Origin of the sequence: Pseudonocardia sp. UM4_GMWB1, assembly GCF_017312155.1 — a bacterium.
Classification (GTDB): domain Bacteria; phylum Actinomycetota; class Actinomycetes; order Mycobacteriales; family Pseudonocardiaceae; genus Pseudonocardia; species Pseudonocardia alni.
Genome location: NZ_QJPN01000001.1, coordinates 2,100,724 through 2,114,851, shown reverse-complemented (window position 1 = coordinate 2,114,851; position 14,128 = coordinate 2,100,724). Strand labels below are relative to the sequence as shown.

The window sequence follows — 14,128 nt, the reverse complement described above, 5'->3', positions numbered from 1 at the left end:
ACGCTCAGTGGCCCGCCGCCGTCGCCGGCAGGTCGGTGCCGGCCCCCGTCGGCAGGGCCGAGCCCGCCACCGCGAACGGCAGCACCGCGGTGCCCAGTTCGGGCTTCACCCGCGCCCGGATCCGGGTGCCGTCGGCGGTGTGTTCCTCGGCGAGGATCTCGCCGTCGTCGTGCAGCCGCGCGACCAGCGCACCCTCGGTGTAGGGCAGCAGGAGGTCGACCTCGTACTCCGGGCGCGGCAGTCGCTCGGCGATGCGCTCCCGGAGCCGGCGGATCCCGTCACCGCTGTGCGCGGAGACGAACACCGCGTCCGGCTGGGCGTGCCGCAGCCGGGCCAGCGCGAGGTCACCGGCCGCATCGGTCTTGTTGATCACGAGCAGCTCGGGCGGCATCGTGTCGCCCGCAGCCTCACCGACCTCGACGAGCACCTGGCGGACCGCGGCGATCTGGTCGTCGGGCAGCGGGTCGGACCCGTCGACGACGTGCACCAGCAGGTCGGCCCGGGCGGCCTCCTCCAGCGTGGAGCGGAACGCCTCGACGAGCTGGTGCGGCAGGTGCCGCACGAACCCGACGGTGTCGGTGAGGGTGTACTCGTGCCCGTCGGGCGTCTGCGCCTTGCGGGTGGTCGGGTCCAGCGTCGCGAACAGCGCGTCCTGCACCAGCACGCCGGCGTCGGTGAGCTGGTTGAGCAGGCTCGACTTGCCCGCGTTGGTGTAGCCGACGATCGCGACCGACGGGATCTCGTTGCGGCGACGGCTGCCGCGCTGGGTCTCGCGGACCTGGCGCATCGCACCGATCTCGCGGCGCAGCTTCGACATGCGCGCGCGGATCCGGCGCCGGTCCAGCTCGATCTTCGTCTCACCGGGGCCACGGCCACCGATACCGACACCGCCCGCGGCGCGGCCACCGACCTGCCGGGACAGCGCCTCACCCCAGCCGCGCAGCCGCGGCAGCAGGTAGGACAGCTGCGCGAGCTCGACCTGGGCCTTGCCGTCCCGCGAACGGGCGTGCTGGGCGAAGATGTCGAGGATCAGCGCGGTCCGGTCGATGACCTTGACCTTGAGCCGCTCCTCCAGCTGGCGGAGCTGACCGGGTGACAGCTCGCCGTCGCAGATCACGGTGTCGGCGCCGGTGGCGCGGACGGTTCCGAGCAGCTCCTCGACCTTGCCGGAGCCGATGAACGTGGCCGGGTCCGGGCTGGAGCGGCGCTGGACGAGGCCGTCCATCACCTCGGAACCGGCGGTCTCGGCGAGGCGGGCCAGCTCGGTCATCGAGTTCTCGGCCTGCTCGGCCGTGCCCTCGGTCCAGACGCCGACGAGCACGACCCGCTCCAGCTGGAGCTTGCGGTACTCGACCTCGGTGATGTCGGTGAGCTCGGTGGACAGCCCGTGGATCCGGCGCAGCGACGTGCGCTCCTCCAGGTCGAGCTCGCCACCCGTCGGAACCGGGTTCGACGCGGAGGGGGTCACGGAGGGGTGCGTGTGGGCATCAGTCATCTTGACCCCATCCTCCCACGTCGCGGGGCCCGTGTCCGCCCGGATTCGCGACGCTCAGGCGGGCGCGTCCCACCACGCCCGGTCCAGCTCCCCGGACGCGAGCAGTACGGCCGGGCCGTGCAGCGTCGTGGGCCCGGTCCGTTCGTCGGTACCCGCCTCCACCGTCACCCGCAGCAGCCCGCCCGGGACGGTGACCTGCACGTCGCCGGCGGAGTGCCCGGCGTGCCGCAGCGCGGCGACGGCGGCGGCGACGGTCCCGGTGCCGCAGGAGCGGGTCTCCCCCACGCCGCGCTCGTGCACCCGCATCCGGATGTGGCCGCCGTCGGCGGGACCGTCCAGCGGGGTCAGGAACTCGACGTTCACCCCGTTCGGGAACAGCGCCGGGTCGAACGAGGGCGCACGGGTCAGGTCGAGGGTGTCCGGGTCGGCCGCGGTGACGCAGGCCAGGTGCGGGTTGCCGACGTCGAGGGCGATGCCGTCGAAACGCGCGTCGCCGCTGGTGGCGACCGACGCGGGGCCGACGCCGACCGTGCCGAGCCCGACCGAGACCCCGTCCGGCCCGACCGCGGTGTCGAGCACCCCGTTCCGGGTGCCGACCGGCCCGCCGGTGGCCCAGCCGCACTCGTGCAGGTAGCGGGCGAACACGCGCAGGCCGTTGCCGCACATCTCGGCGAGCGAGCCGTCGGCGTTGCGGTAGTCCATGAACCACTCGACGCCGTCGGCCGGCTCACCGACGCCGGGCTCCCCGGCGAGCTCCGTCCAGCGCACGACCCGCAGCACACCGTCCGCGCCGAGGCCGCGGCGGCGGTCGCACAGCGCGGCGACGCGGGCCGGGGTGAGGTCGAGCGCGGCGTCCGGGTCGGGCAGCACCACGAAGTCGTTCTGCGTGCCGTGCCCCTTGCTGAACGCGATACCGCCGGTCATGCCACCAGCCTACGAGCGAGCACCGCGCGCGCCGAGGCCACCAGGTCCGGGTCGGCGCCGTCGAGCCAGTGGATGCGGCGGTCGCGGCGGAACCAGGAGCGCTGGCGGCGCACGAACCGCCGGGTCGCCCGGACCGTCTCCTCCCGGACACCGGCGAGGTCGGGGTGGGCCGGGTCGCGGTCGAGGGCCTCGATCACCTGCCGGTAGCCCAGCGCGCGGGACGCGGTGCGGCCCTGCGCCAGCCCGTGGCGGAGCAGGGCGCGGGTCTCGTCGACCAGACCGCCGTCGAGCATCCGGTCCACCCGCAGCGCGACGCGCTCGTCGAGCTCGGCGACGTCGCGGTCCACGCCGAGCAGCACGGCGTCGTAGCGGGGGGTGCCCGCGCCGGGCAGCGTCGCCCGGAACGGCCTGCCGGTCAGCGCGATCACCTCGAGCGCGCGGACGATCCGCCGCCCGTTCGAGGGCAGCACCTGCTCCGCGGCGACCGGGTCGACCGCGGCGAGGCGGGCGTGCAGCGCGCCGGACCCGTCGCGGTCCAGCTCGGCCTCCAGCGCGGCGCGCAGCTCCGGGTCGGTGCCGGGGAACTCCAGCTCGTCCAGCACGGCCTGCACGTAGAGACCCGAGCCGCCGACGAGCACCGGCGTACGTCCGGCGGCGCGCAGCTCCTCGACGACGGCGCGGGCCTCGCGCTGGTAGGCCGCGACCGAGGCGGTCTCGGTGACGTCGAGGACGTCGAGCTGGTGGTGGACGACGCCGCGCCGCTCGTGCGGGGTGAGCTTCGCGGTGCCGACGTCCATGCCGCGGTAGAGCTGCATCGCGTCGGCGTTGACGACCTCCCCGCCCAGCACCAGTGCCAGCTCCAGCCCGAGGTCCGACTTGCCGGTCGCGGTCGGCCCGACCACGACCACGAGCGGCGGTGCCGTCGACGGAGGGGCGCTCACGCCGGTTCCCACAGCGCCACGTGGTAGGCGACGCCGTAGGGCATCGAGGTGTGCCGGTGCGCCGCCGTCCAGGCCCGCCCGCGCGCGGCACCCGCGAGGACCTGCCAGGGCGCGCGGCCGGACGCCCAGAGCGCGGCGGCGCCGTCCGGGTCGAGCCGGGCGAGCGCCTCGGGGTCACCGGCGTCGAACGCGGCGGCGACGACGGCGTCGAACGCCTCGGCGCGGCCGTCGAACCCGCCGGGGGCCTTCGCGGTGTGCTTGGCCGCGCCGTCACCGACGACGACCAGCCCGACCCCCTCGCCGGCGAGCTCCACGCCCAGCGCCAGGCAGTCGGCGACCGGGGTGTCCGGCGCGACGAGCTCGCCGCGCACCGACCCGACCCCGGCCGGCGCCGCGGCCCAGGCCGCGACCAGCAGCGGGAGCGGGAGCTCCGCGCCCTCGTCGGGGCCGGCCGGGCCGGGCAGCGCGACGGGGACGTCGCGGCCGTAGCCGGCGAAGGTGCCGCGGGTACCCGGGGCGACGGTGCGCCGCCCGCCGGGGTCGGCGCCGACGACGACCCAGCGGTCCGCGGCCGCGGCCAGACCCGCCACGGCGGTGGCGACGGCCTCGCGCAGCCCCTCGGTCTCGACCGCCGCGTCGCCGCCCAGGGCGGGGACGAGGAGCGGGGGCTGGGGCAGGACGGCGATCGCGGCGGGCACGGGATCCGAGGGTAATCAGCGCTCCCCCGCCGCGACGCCCGTACCCGGCCGGAGGGCACGCGGTTCCCCCGAGGGCGGTGGACCTGCTTGAATCGCCGTTCCGGCCTCCGCACCGCGCGAGGGGCCCGGTGCGCGCACGGCCCCGGACGGACATCCGCACCGGGGCGCCCGCCCCCGCGGCGGGCCGAACGAGGAGGACCTACCGGTGTCCGAGACCCACGCGACCGACGCTGCAGGACAGGGTGCCGAGCCCACCCGGCCCACCCCGCCGAAGCCGGGGCCGCCCCGGCCCGGACCGCCGCCCGCCGCGCGCCCCGCGCCCACCCCGGCCGCGGTCGCACCGCCCGCGCCGCCCGCCGCGCTGCCGTCGCCGGTGCCCTCGGCGGCCGGTGACCCGGGCCGCTGGGGCCGCGCCGACGACGACGGGACCATCACCCTGGTCACCGCCGACGGCGAGCGGGTCGTCGGCTCCTACCAGGCCGGACCGCCCGCGGAGGGCCTGGAGCACTACGCGAAGCGGTTCGACGCGCTGGTCACCGAGACCGAGGTGCTCGCCGCGCGGATCGCCGGCGGCGGGGACGCGAAGGCGTCGCTGACCGCGCTCACCGCGCTGCGCGAGGGCCTCGGCGAGGCGCACGTGGTCGGGGACGTGCCCGCCCTGCGCGAACGGCTCGACGAGCTGGTCGGCCGGGCCGAGCAGGGCGTCAGCGCGGCGAAGGAGGAGCGCGAGCGCGCCCGGCACGACGCCGTCGCCCGCAAGGAGGCGCTCGCCGTCGAGGCCGAGAAGATGGCCGCGGACTCCACCCAGTGGAAGCAGGCCGGGGACCGGTTCAAGGCGATCCTCGACGAGTGGCGCAGCGTCCGCGGCGTCGACAAGAAGACCGACGAGCAGCTGTGGAAGCGCTTCTCGAAGGCCCGGGAGGCGTTCAACCGGCGGCGCGGCTCGCACTTCGCCGACCTCGACCGCCAGCGGGTCACCGCGAAGGCCCGCAAGGAGGAGCTCGTCGACCGGGCCGAGGCCCTGGCCGACTCCGACGAGTGGAACGCGACCGCGGCCGCCTATCGCGACCTGATGACCGAGTGGAAGGCCGCGGGCCGCGCCCACCGCGAGGCCGACGACGCGCTGTGGGCCCGCTTCCGCGGCGCGCAGGACCGCTTCTTCGCCCGCCGCGGGGAGTACTTCTCCGCCCGCGACACCGAGTTCGCCGAGAACGCCGAGGCGAAGCGGGCCCTGCTCGCCGAGGCCGAGACGATCGACCTGTCCGACCCGGACGGCGCACGGGCCCGGCTGCGCGAGGTCCAGGAGCGCTGGGAGGCCATCGGCAAGGTCCCGCGCGAGGAGATCCGCACCCTGGAGGGGCGGCTGCGCGGGATCGAGGACAAGGTCGCCGCCGCCGCGGACGCGCAGTGGCGCCGCACCGACCCCGAGGCCCAGGCCCGCGTGGAGCAGTTCCGGGTGCGGGTCGAGCAGTTCGAGGCGCAGGCGGAGAAGGCCGAGGCGGCCGGTGACGGCAGGCGCGCCGAGCAGGCCCGTGCGCAGGCGGCGCAGTGGCGGGAGTGGCTGACCGCCGCCGAACAGGCGGTCGACGAGCGGTAGGGGTCAGTCGCGCTGCAGCGCGGCGCCCGCCCACACGAAGGTCAGCAGCACGACCGCGATCACGCCGAGGACCATCCCGAACCCGGGGCCGGCCCCGGCGCCGGTCTGCTGCGACCAGATCGCCCACAGCCCGTTCACCGAGGAGATCCCGCAGCCGAAGGCCGCGAGCCACGCGAGCGCCCACAGCCGGGTCAGCAGCGCGGCCGCGGACACCACGACGGCGAACCCGGTCATGGTGAACGAGAACAGCGTCGGCAGCGGCCCGGAGGTGCCGGAGGCCAGCACCTGCCAGCCCGGGGTGCCCGCCACCCACGGCAGCAGCAGCGCGGCGACGGCGGCGACGATCGCCACCGCGATCAGCATGGCGCGCGTACCCGGGTCGATCCGGCGGGCGACACCGCGCCCGGCCCGGTCGATCTCGGCGCGGGTCTCCGGGGACACGTCGCTCATCGGGCACCTCCGGTGGTGGCGGGGACGCCGCAGGACGGCGTGGCGGGTGCCGGCTCGGGCGCCGGGGCCCCGAACGCGGGCAGACCCAGAGTGGTCGGTGCCCCGGACGGGCGCTCGCCGGCCTCGGCGGCGTCGCCGGCGCGGGTGCGGCGGTGGGTGAGCACGCCGCCGTCGGCGACGAGGTGGTGCGGGGCACCGCGGTCGATCCGGACGGTGACGATGTCGCCCGGCCGGATGCCGGTCGCGTCCCCGGGCGCGAAGTGCACGAGCCGCCCGTCGCGGGCGCGGCCGGTGAGCCGGGCGGTCGCCGCGTCCTTGCGGCCCTCGCCGGTGGACACCAGCAGCTCGACCTCGGTGCCCTCCTGCCTGCGGTTCTCCTCCCAGGAGATCCGCTCCTGCAGCGCGACGAGGCGCTCGTAGCGCTCCTGCACGACGGCCTTGGGCAGCTGGTCGGGCAGGTCCGCGGCGGGCGTACCGGGGCGCTTCGAGTACTGGAAGGTGAACGCCGCGGCGAACCGGGCCCGCTCGACGACGTCGAGGGTGTCCTGGAAGTCCTGCTCGGTCTCGCCGGGGAAACCGACGATGATGTCGGTGGTGATCGCCGCGTGCGGGATCGACTCCCGGACCTCGGCCAGGATCGACAGGAACCGCTCCGAGCGGTAGCTGCGGCGCATCCGGCGCAGGACGCCGTCGGAGCCGGACTGCAGCGGCATGTGCAGCTGCGGGCAGACGTTCGGGGTCTGCGCCATCGCGGCGATCACGTCGGAGGTGAAGTCGCGCGGGTGCGGGCTGGTGAACCGCACCCGCTCCAGCCCCTCGACCTCGCCGCAGGCCCGCAGGAGCTTGGAGAACGCCTGCTTGTCACCCATGTCCGAGCCGTAGGCGTTCACGTTCTGGCCCAACAGGGTCACCTCGAGCACGCCGTCCGCGGCGAGGGTCTGCACCTCGGCGAGCACGTCGCCGGGGCGCCGGTCGCGCTCCTTGCCGCGCAGCGACGGCACGATGCAGAACGTGCAGGTGTTGTTGCAGCCCACCGAGATCGACACCCAGCCGGCGTAGGCGGAGTCGCGGCGCGCGGGCAGCGTCGAGGGGAACACCTCGAGCGCCTCGGCGATCTCGACCTGGGCCTGTTCGTTGTGCCGGGCCCGCTCCAGCAGCGTCGGCAGGGCGTGCACGTTGTGCGTGCCGAACACGACGTCGACCCACGGGGCCCGCCGCGTGATCGTGTCGCGGTCCTTCTGGGCCAGGCAGCCGCCCACGGCGATCTGCATGTCCGGGTTCGCGACCTTGCGGGGGCGCAGGTGCCCGAGGTTGCCGTAGAGCTTGTTGTCCGCGTTCTCCCGCACCGCGCAGGTGTTGAACACGACGACGTCGGCGGTGTCGGGGTCCTCGGCCCGGGCGTACCCGGCGTCCTCCAGCAGACCGGCCATCCGCTCCGAGTCGTGCACGTTCATCTGGCACCCGTAGGTGCGCACGGTGTAGCTGCGGCTCACACACCCGAGGGTAGGCGCCCGGTGCGACGACGCCGGGACGGGGCCGTCGGGGATGATGGGCCGGTGCACCGGCCCGGGCCCCCGCTGACGAGGCGCACCGTGCTGCGCGCGGGGGCGGTGCTGGGTCTGGGGGCAGGGCTGGCCGCCTGCACCGGGCCGCGGCCCGCCGCCCCGCTGGTGATCGCCGGCGGGGTGCAGCCGGGGGTGTACATCAACCTCGCGCGCACGCTGTCGGAGATCTGGCGGGAACGGCTCGGGCTCGCCGCGGCCCCGCAGGTGCTGGGGACCGCGGGCAGCGCGCAGAACATGGAGCTGCTGACCACCGGTACGGCCGCGGTGACGATCAGCCAGGTCGACGTGGCCGCCGACGTCGCCGCCCGCACCACCGGCCCGGCCGAGCCGCGCGCACTGGCCCGGCTCTACGACGACGTCACCCACATCGTCGTGCGCGCCGACTCCGGCCTGCGCAGCATCGCGGACCTGCGGGGGCGGCGGGTGTCGATCGGCCCGGGTGGCAGCGGATACCAGCCGATCGCGGTCCGGCTGCTCGACGTGGCCGGGATCGGCCTCGCGGGTCTGGGCACCCGCGCGGAGCTGGGCCTCACGGACGCGACGGCGGCGCTGCGCGAGGGCACTCTCGACGCGTTCTTCTGGTCCGGCGGGGTCCCCACCGACGGCGTGCGGGAGCTGGCCGCGCAGGTCCCGATCCGGCTGCTGGAGCTCGGCGGCGTGCTCGACCGGATGCGCGACCGGTACCCCGTCTACTCGGTGGCGACGGTCCCCGCGAACACCTACGGCCTGCCCGGCCCGGTGTCGTGCCTGTCGGTGCGCAACGCGCTGCTGGTCACCGAGGGGATGGACGCCGACCTGGCCGGCGCGCTCATCCGCGCCGCCTTCGACGAGCAGCCGCGGCTGGCCCAGGCCAGCCCGGCCGCGGTGACCGTCGACTCCCGCTCGGCGATCGGCACCCAGCCGATCCCGCTGCACGACGGCGCCGTCGCGTTCTACCGGGCCACCAAGGGCTACTGAGCCGCACCCGGGCGCAGCCACAGTGTGACCCGCAGCCCGCCGCCCGGGGCGGCGCCCAGCTGCAGGCTCCCGCCGGCCGCGGCGGCGGCCCGCACCGCGATGGCCAGACCCAGCCCGCTGCCCTCGACGTTGGTCTGACCGGGCGCCCGCCAGAACCGGTCGGTGGCCCGCGCCCGGTCCTCCGGCGCCAGGCCGGGCCCGCCGTCGACGACGCTGACGCCGATCCGGTCCGCGGTGCGCAGCGTCGCGACCCGCACCCGTCGCCCGGCCGGGGTGTACTTGAGCGCGTTGTCGAGCAGCGCGTCGAGCACCGACTCCAGCGCGGGCTCGCCGATCAGGGCGTGCAGACCGTGCGGGCCGCTGCGGCGCAGCTCGATCCCGGAGTGCTCGGCCAGCGGCCGCCAGTTGTCCACGCGTTCGGCGATGACGAGGTCGAGGTCGGTGTCCTCGGCGTCACCCGGATCCTCCACCGCGCGCTCGGCGCGGGCCAGCGCCAGCAGCCCGTCGAGCACCCGGGACAGCCGCTCGGCCTCCTCCATCGCCGCGAGGTGGTCGTCGGCGGCGGCCGGGTCGACGTGCCCGTCGAGGTTGGACAGCCGCAGGCGCAGCGCCGTGAGGGGGTTCCGCAGCTGATGGGAGGCGTCGGCGACGAACGCGCGCTGCGCGGCGAGCGCCTCGCGCACCGTCTCGGTCATCCGGTCGAACGACCCGGCCAGCGAGCGCAGCTCCGGCGGGCCGCTGCGCCGCGACGGCGGACCGGGCGGCCCCCCGGCGACGACGGCCGTCCCGACCCGGCCCATCGCCTCGTCGAGCCGGCGGACCGGGCGCAGCACCCAGGCGGTGAGCGGCAGCGCGACCAGGGTGCCGGCGAGCAGCGCGAACACCGCGGCCCCGGCGATCAGCGACCAGGTGCGCACCGCCTCGGCCCGCAGTGCGTCGGTCGGTGACACCGTCGCCACCGCGCCGACGACCTCGCCGTCGACGAGCACCGGCTCGGCCAGCACCAGCGGCCGGGCGTCCCACGGCATCAGCAGCGGGTAGGTCGACGAACGGCGCCCGGCCAGCGCGACCGCGGTCCGCTCGGTGGCGTAGTCCCCCAGCTCGGGCAGCCGGTCGGCCGGGCGGGACGCGGTCAGTGTCCGACCGGTCCGGTCGACCACGAGCACCGCGACGCCGTAGACGTCGTCGTAGCGGGTGATCTCGTCGGTGAAGGTGGTGAGCGCGGAGCTGCCCGCGGGGGCCTCGATGAGCGGGCGCTGCGCGGTGGAGGCGAAGGAGATCGTGTCGGTGAGCCGGTCGGTGAAGACCTCCTCCTGGGCGCGCTGGGCGGCGGTCCACGCCAGCGGGACGCCCAGCCCGGCGGCGAGCAGCCCGACGAGCACGAGCACGACCAGCAGCAGCCGGCTGCGCACGGGTCAGTCCTCGGTGGCGGCGAAGCGGTACCCGACGCCGCGCACGGTGCGCACCAGCTCGGGGCGGCCGAGCTTGGTCCGCAGCGTCGCCACGTGCACGTCGAGGGTCCGGTTCGCGCCCGCCCAGCCGCGCCCCCACACCTCGGCGACGATCTGGGCGCGGGTGCAGACGGCGCCGTCGGCGCGCGCGAGCAGCGACAGCACCTGGAACTCCTTGCGGGTGAGCACCACCTGCTCCCCGGCGACGGTGACCTCGTGCCGTTCGGGGTCGACGCGGACGTCGCCGACGGTCACCGGGGCCGACCCGGCCGGGGCGACCGTGCCGTCGTCACCGACCTTGCGGCGGCGCTGCACCGCGTGCACCCGGGCCACGAGCTCGCCGATGTCGTAGGGCTTGACCAGGTAGTCGTCGGCGCCGGTGTGCAGACCGGCGATGCGGTCGGTGACCTCGCCGCGGGCGGTCACCATCAGCACCGGGACCTCGGAGACGGCGCGGATCGCACGGCAGACGTCGAGCCCGTCGGCGTCGGGGAGGCCCAGGTCGAGCAGCACGACGTCGACGCCGTCGAGGTGGTCGACGGCGCCGCGGCCGTGGTCGAGGCGGGTCGTGGTCATCCCGTGCCGGTGCAGCGCCGGGCGCAGCGCGGCGGCGACCCGGTCGTCGTCCTCGATCAGCAGGATGTGCACCGCTGCCCGCCCTTTCCGTTACGTGGCCGAGACCCTAAAGGTTCCTCAAGGTGGTGGACTCGCATGTCCGTTCCGTCCAGGCTCTCGCCATGTCCGGAGGCAGCATGACCAGCCCGCCCGCGTCCAGCACTCCCATGGTGCGGATGGCCGGGGTGCAGAAGCACTTCGGCGACCTCCACGTGCTGCGCGACATCGATCTCGACGTCGCCCGTGGTGAGGTCGTCGTCGTCCTCGGCCCCTCCGGTTCCGGCAAGTCCACACTCTGCCGCACGATCAACCGTCTCGAGCCGATCGACACCGGCACGATCGAGATCGACGGCACCGCGCTGGCTGCGGAGGGCAAGGCGCTGGCCGCCCTGCGCGCCGACGTCGGCATGGTCTTCCAGTCGTTCAACCTGTTCGCGCACAAGACGATCCTGGAGAACGTCACGCTGGCCCCGCTCAAGGTCCGCGGCGCCTCCAAGGCCGAGGCCGAGAAGACCGGGCTGGCGCTGCTGGAGCGCGTCGGCATCGCGAACCAGCGCGACAAGTACCCGGCGCAGCTGTCCGGCGGCCAGCAGCAGCGCGCGGCGATCGCCCGCGCGCTGGCGATGAAGCCGAAGGTGATGCTCTTCGACGAGCCGACCTCGGCGCTGGACCCGGAGATGGTCAACGAGGTGCTCGACACCATGACCTCGCTGGCCAAGGAGGGCATGACGATGGTCGTCGTGACCCACGAGATGGGCTTCGCCCGCCGGGCCGCGCACCGCGTCGTGTTCATGAGCGACGGCGAGATCGTCGAGGACTCCACGCCCGACGACTTCTTCACCGCGCCGCGCAGCGACCGGGCCAAGGACTTCCTCGGCAAGATCCTCTCCCACTGACCCACCCCACCCCGACGAGCGGAGCGAACGTGAAGAGAACCCGCATCCTGGTGGCGGCCGCCCTGGCCGCCACCCTGGCCCTGGCCGGCTGCGGCCAGGAGGGCGCACCGGGCGCCGAGGGCTCGGGCTACGAGCCCACCGTCGCACAGAACGTCGAGGTCGCCGGTTCGCCGACGTTCGCGGCGATGAAGCAGCGCGGCCGCGTGATCGTCGGCGTCAAGGACGACCAGCCGGGCCTCGGTTTCCGCGACGCCACCACGGGCCAGTTCACCGGCTTCGACATCGACATCGCCAGGATGGTCGCCGGCGGTCTCGGCTTCTCCCCGGACCAGATCGACTACAAGGTCGTCCCGTCCGCGGCACGTGAGGACGTCATCGAGCGCGGCGAGGTCGACTACTACGTCGGCACCTACACGATCAACGACAAGCGCAAGCAGCGCGTCGGGTTCGCCGGGCCGTACTACACCGCGGGCCAGGGCCTGCTCGTGCGCGCCGACGACAACGCGATCACCGGCCCGCAGACGCTGCAGGGCAAGAAGGTCTGCTCGGTCACCGGCTCGACCCCGATCCAGCGGGTCCGGGACCAGAACCTCACCGAGGCGTCGAACATCGTCGAGTTCCAGACCTACACCCAGTGCGTCGACCAGCTGATCAACAGCCAGGTCGACGCCGTCACCACGGACGACGCGATCCTGCTCGGCTACGCCTCGCAGAACCCGGAGCAGCTGAAGGTCGTCGGCGAGAAGTTCTCCTCCGAGCCCTACGGCATCGGCCTGCCCAAGAACGACACCGCGCTGCGCACCAAGGTCAACGACCTGCTGCAGGCCGCGATCGACGACGGCACCTGGAAGACGATCTACGACGGCACCCTGGGCAAGTCCGGCACCCAGGCCCAGCCGCCGGCGATCGACCGCTACTGATTCCGTGACGCGGCCGGTCCCCGGGTGGTCCCGGGGACCGGCCGCGTCCATGAGCACGGAAGGAGGGCATCGCGGTGAACGTCCTGCTGGACAACGCCGACGTGTACTGGCGCGCGATCCTCGGCACCGTCGGGCTGTTCGTCGTCTCGGCGATCGGCTCGCTGATCCTCGGCACCCTGATCGCCGGTCTGCGGGTCAGCCCGGTGCCGGTGCTGCGCAGCTTCGGCAGCCTCTACGTGACGCTGCTGCGGAACACGCCGCTCACCCTGGTGCTGTTCTTCTTCGCCTTCGCCTACCCGCGCCTGGAGCTGGTGGAGTTCTCGTTCTTCACCCTGGCCTGCATCGGCCTGGCCCTCTACACCGCGGCGTTCGTCTGCGAGATCGTCCGGTCGGGCATCAACACCGTGCCGGTCGGCCAGGCCGAGGCGGCCCGGGCGCTCGGTTTCACCTTCACCCAGACACTGGGGCAGATCGTGCTCCCGCAGGCTGTGCGGGCCGTCGTCCCACCGATGACGAACATCCAGATCGCGCTGCTGAAGAACACCACGATCGCCTCCGGGTTCGCGGTGTTCCAGCTGGGCAGCGTCTACAGCGTGCTCTCCGAGCGCGGCTACAACGTCATGATCGGCCTGCTCTGGATCGCGGCGATCTTCGTGGTCCTGGTGGTCCCGCTGACGCTGCTGCAGCGGCGGCTCGACGCGAAGTGGGGTGTCGCCCGATGAGCTCGGTCCTCTACGACGTGCCCGGACCGGCCGCGATCCGGCGCAACCGGACCCTCGGCGTGGTCGGCACGCTGGTCGTCCTGGCACTGGTCGGGTTCGTGGTCTGGCGGTTCTACGAAGCCGGGCAGTTCTCCCCGCGGCTGTGGGAGTGGATCACCTACGTCCGCATCCAGTACCTGCTGCTCGGCGCGCTCTGGGCGACGATCAGCGCCTTCGCGGTGGCCGCGGTGCTGTCGCTGGCCTTCGGTGCGTTCTTCGCCGCGGGACGGCTCTCGGACCACCGCTGGGTCAGCGTCCCGGCGACGACGGTCGTCGAGTTCTTCCGCGCCGTCCCGCTGCTGGTGCTGATCTTCATCCTGTACTTCGGCCTCTCCCGCGGGCTCGGCATCGAGATCGACGCCTTCTGGGCGGTCGTGCTCGGCCTGATGCTCTACAACGGCTCGGTGCTCGCCGAGGTGTTCCGCGCCGGTGTCAACGCGGTGCCGCGCGGTCAGCGCGAGGCCGCCTACGCGCTCGGGATGCGCAAGACCCCGGTGATGACGAACGTGCTGCTCCCGCAGGCGCTGCGCTCGATGCTGCCGACGATCCTGTCGCAGCTCGTCGTGGTCCTGAAGGACACCGCGCTCGGTTTCATCATCCTCTACCCCGAGCTGCTCTACCAGGCGCGTTTCCTGGGCAGCCAGAACCAGCTGGGCTCGCCGATCCTGCCGGTCGCGCTGGTCATCGCGGTGATCTACATCGGGCTGTGCCTGATCCTGACCGGGATCTCGCGGCTGGTGGAGCGGCGGCTGTCGCAGGGGCCGCGCAGCGGCGGGGCGAAGCCCGCCGACCCGGAGCTGACCGCGCCGCAGGTGCCGTCCGGCGCCGGGTACGGGGGCGGCGCGGCCTGACATTCGT

At 74.4% G+C, this 14,128-nt stretch carries 14 protein-coding genes; 6 read left to right on the top strand and 8 right to left on the bottom strand.

Going from position 1 to position 14,128, the window contains the following annotated elements; genetic code table 11:
- Window positions 1-4: 4 nt before the first annotated feature.
- The 4 genes from hflX to DMP15_RS10285 are packed head-to-tail and all read right to left on the bottom strand — an operon-like array spanning window position 5 to window position 4,058.
- Window positions 5-1,495 carry a GTPase HflX gene (hflX, locus tag DMP15_RS10300; RefSeq protein ID WP_100878370.1) on the bottom strand — a complete coding sequence of 497 codons (1,491 nt, stop codon included), beginning with the start codon at window positions 1,493-1,495 and terminating at the stop codon, window positions 5-7.
- Between the two features lie 54 nt (window positions 1,496-1,549).
- On the bottom strand, window positions 1,550-2,419 hold the full coding sequence (gene dapF / locus DMP15_RS10295; RefSeq protein ID WP_202417143.1) for a diaminopimelate epimerase: 870 nt from the start codon (window positions 2,417-2,419) through the stop codon (window positions 1,550-1,552).
- Window positions 2,416-3,360, bottom strand: coding sequence for a tRNA (adenosine(37)-N6)-dimethylallyltransferase MiaA (miaA, locus tag DMP15_RS10290; protein WP_161152001.1), 945 nt, complete (start codon window positions 3,358-3,360; stop codon window positions 2,416-2,418). Before miaA ends, dapF begins: the two co-directional genes overlap by 4 nt.
- Entirely contained in the window at window positions 3,357-4,058 is a 702-nt protein-coding gene (locus tag DMP15_RS10285) for a hypothetical protein (protein WP_337825764.1), read from the bottom strand. The genes miaA and DMP15_RS10285 overlap by 4 nt, the downstream gene beginning before the upstream one ends.
- Window positions 4,059-4,419: 361 nt before the next feature.
- On the opposite strand from DMP15_RS10285, the gene DMP15_RS10280 reads away from it, so the two are divergent.
- Window positions 4,420-5,655 carry a DUF349 domain-containing protein gene (locus tag DMP15_RS10280; protein ID WP_217266932.1) on the top strand — a complete coding sequence of 412 codons (1,236 nt, stop codon included), beginning with the start codon at window positions 4,420-4,422 and terminating at the stop codon, window positions 5,653-5,655.
- Between the two features lie 3 nt (window positions 5,656-5,658).
- On the opposite strand, the gene DMP15_RS10275 is transcribed toward DMP15_RS10280, so the two are convergent.
- Together DMP15_RS10275 and miaB are read right to left on the bottom strand one after the other, a co-directional pair.
- Window positions 5,659-6,105, bottom strand: coding sequence for an Rv2732c family membrane protein (locus DMP15_RS10275; RefSeq protein WP_179762165.1), 447 nt, complete (start codon window positions 6,103-6,105; stop codon window positions 5,659-5,661).
- A complete protein-coding gene (gene miaB, locus DMP15_RS10270) occupies window positions 6,102-7,598 on the bottom strand; it encodes a tRNA (N6-isopentenyl adenosine(37)-C2)-methylthiotransferase MiaB (protein ID WP_073577427.1) in 1,497 nt (498 codons plus the stop codon). The genes DMP15_RS10275 and miaB overlap by 4 nt, the downstream gene beginning before the upstream one ends.
- Before the next feature lie 63 nt (window positions 7,599-7,661).
- Between miaB and DMP15_RS10265 the strand changes: the two genes are divergently transcribed.
- Window positions 7,662-8,627, top strand: a complete 966-nt coding sequence (locus DMP15_RS10265; RefSeq protein WP_161151773.1) for a TAXI family TRAP transporter solute-binding subunit — start codon at window positions 7,662-7,664, stop codon at window positions 8,625-8,627.
- Here the strand turns inward: DMP15_RS10265 and DMP15_RS10260 are convergent.
- Window positions 8,621-10,039, bottom strand: a complete 1,419-nt coding sequence (locus tag DMP15_RS10260; RefSeq protein ID WP_161151774.1) for an ATP-binding protein — start codon at window positions 10,037-10,039, stop codon at window positions 8,621-8,623. The two genes, DMP15_RS10265 and DMP15_RS10260, sit on opposite strands and share 7 nt — an antisense overlap.
- A gap of 3 nt (window positions 10,040-10,042) precedes the next feature.
- On the bottom strand, window positions 10,043-10,726 hold the full coding sequence (locus DMP15_RS10255; RefSeq protein WP_062396678.1) for a response regulator transcription factor: 684 nt from the start codon (window positions 10,724-10,726) through the stop codon (window positions 10,043-10,045).
- 134 nt (window positions 10,727-10,860) lie between these two features.
- On the opposite strand from DMP15_RS10255, the gene DMP15_RS10250 reads away from it, so the two are divergent.
- The 4 genes from DMP15_RS10250 (at window position 10,861) to DMP15_RS10235 (ending at window position 14,121) form a co-directional block, all read left to right on the top strand.
- Window positions 10,861-11,589, top strand: a complete 729-nt coding sequence (locus tag DMP15_RS10250) for an amino acid ABC transporter ATP-binding protein (RefSeq protein WP_062396680.1) — start codon at window positions 10,861-10,863, stop codon at window positions 11,587-11,589.
- A 29-nt stretch (window positions 11,590-11,618) separates the two neighbouring features.
- Window positions 11,619-12,509 (top strand): glutamate ABC transporter substrate-binding protein, encoded by an 891-nt coding sequence (locus tag DMP15_RS10245; protein ID WP_161151775.1) that lies wholly within the window; start codon window positions 11,619-11,621, stop codon window positions 12,507-12,509.
- 74 nt (window positions 12,510-12,583) lie between these two features.
- Entirely contained in the window at window positions 12,584-13,231 is a 648-nt protein-coding gene (locus DMP15_RS10240; protein WP_337825762.1) for an amino acid ABC transporter permease, read from the top strand.
- Window positions 13,228-14,121, top strand: coding sequence for an amino acid ABC transporter permease (locus DMP15_RS10235; protein WP_073577422.1), 894 nt, complete (start codon window positions 13,228-13,230; stop codon window positions 14,119-14,121). Before DMP15_RS10240 ends, DMP15_RS10235 begins: the two co-directional genes overlap by 4 nt.
- Window positions 14,122-14,128 lie beyond the last annotated feature (7 nt).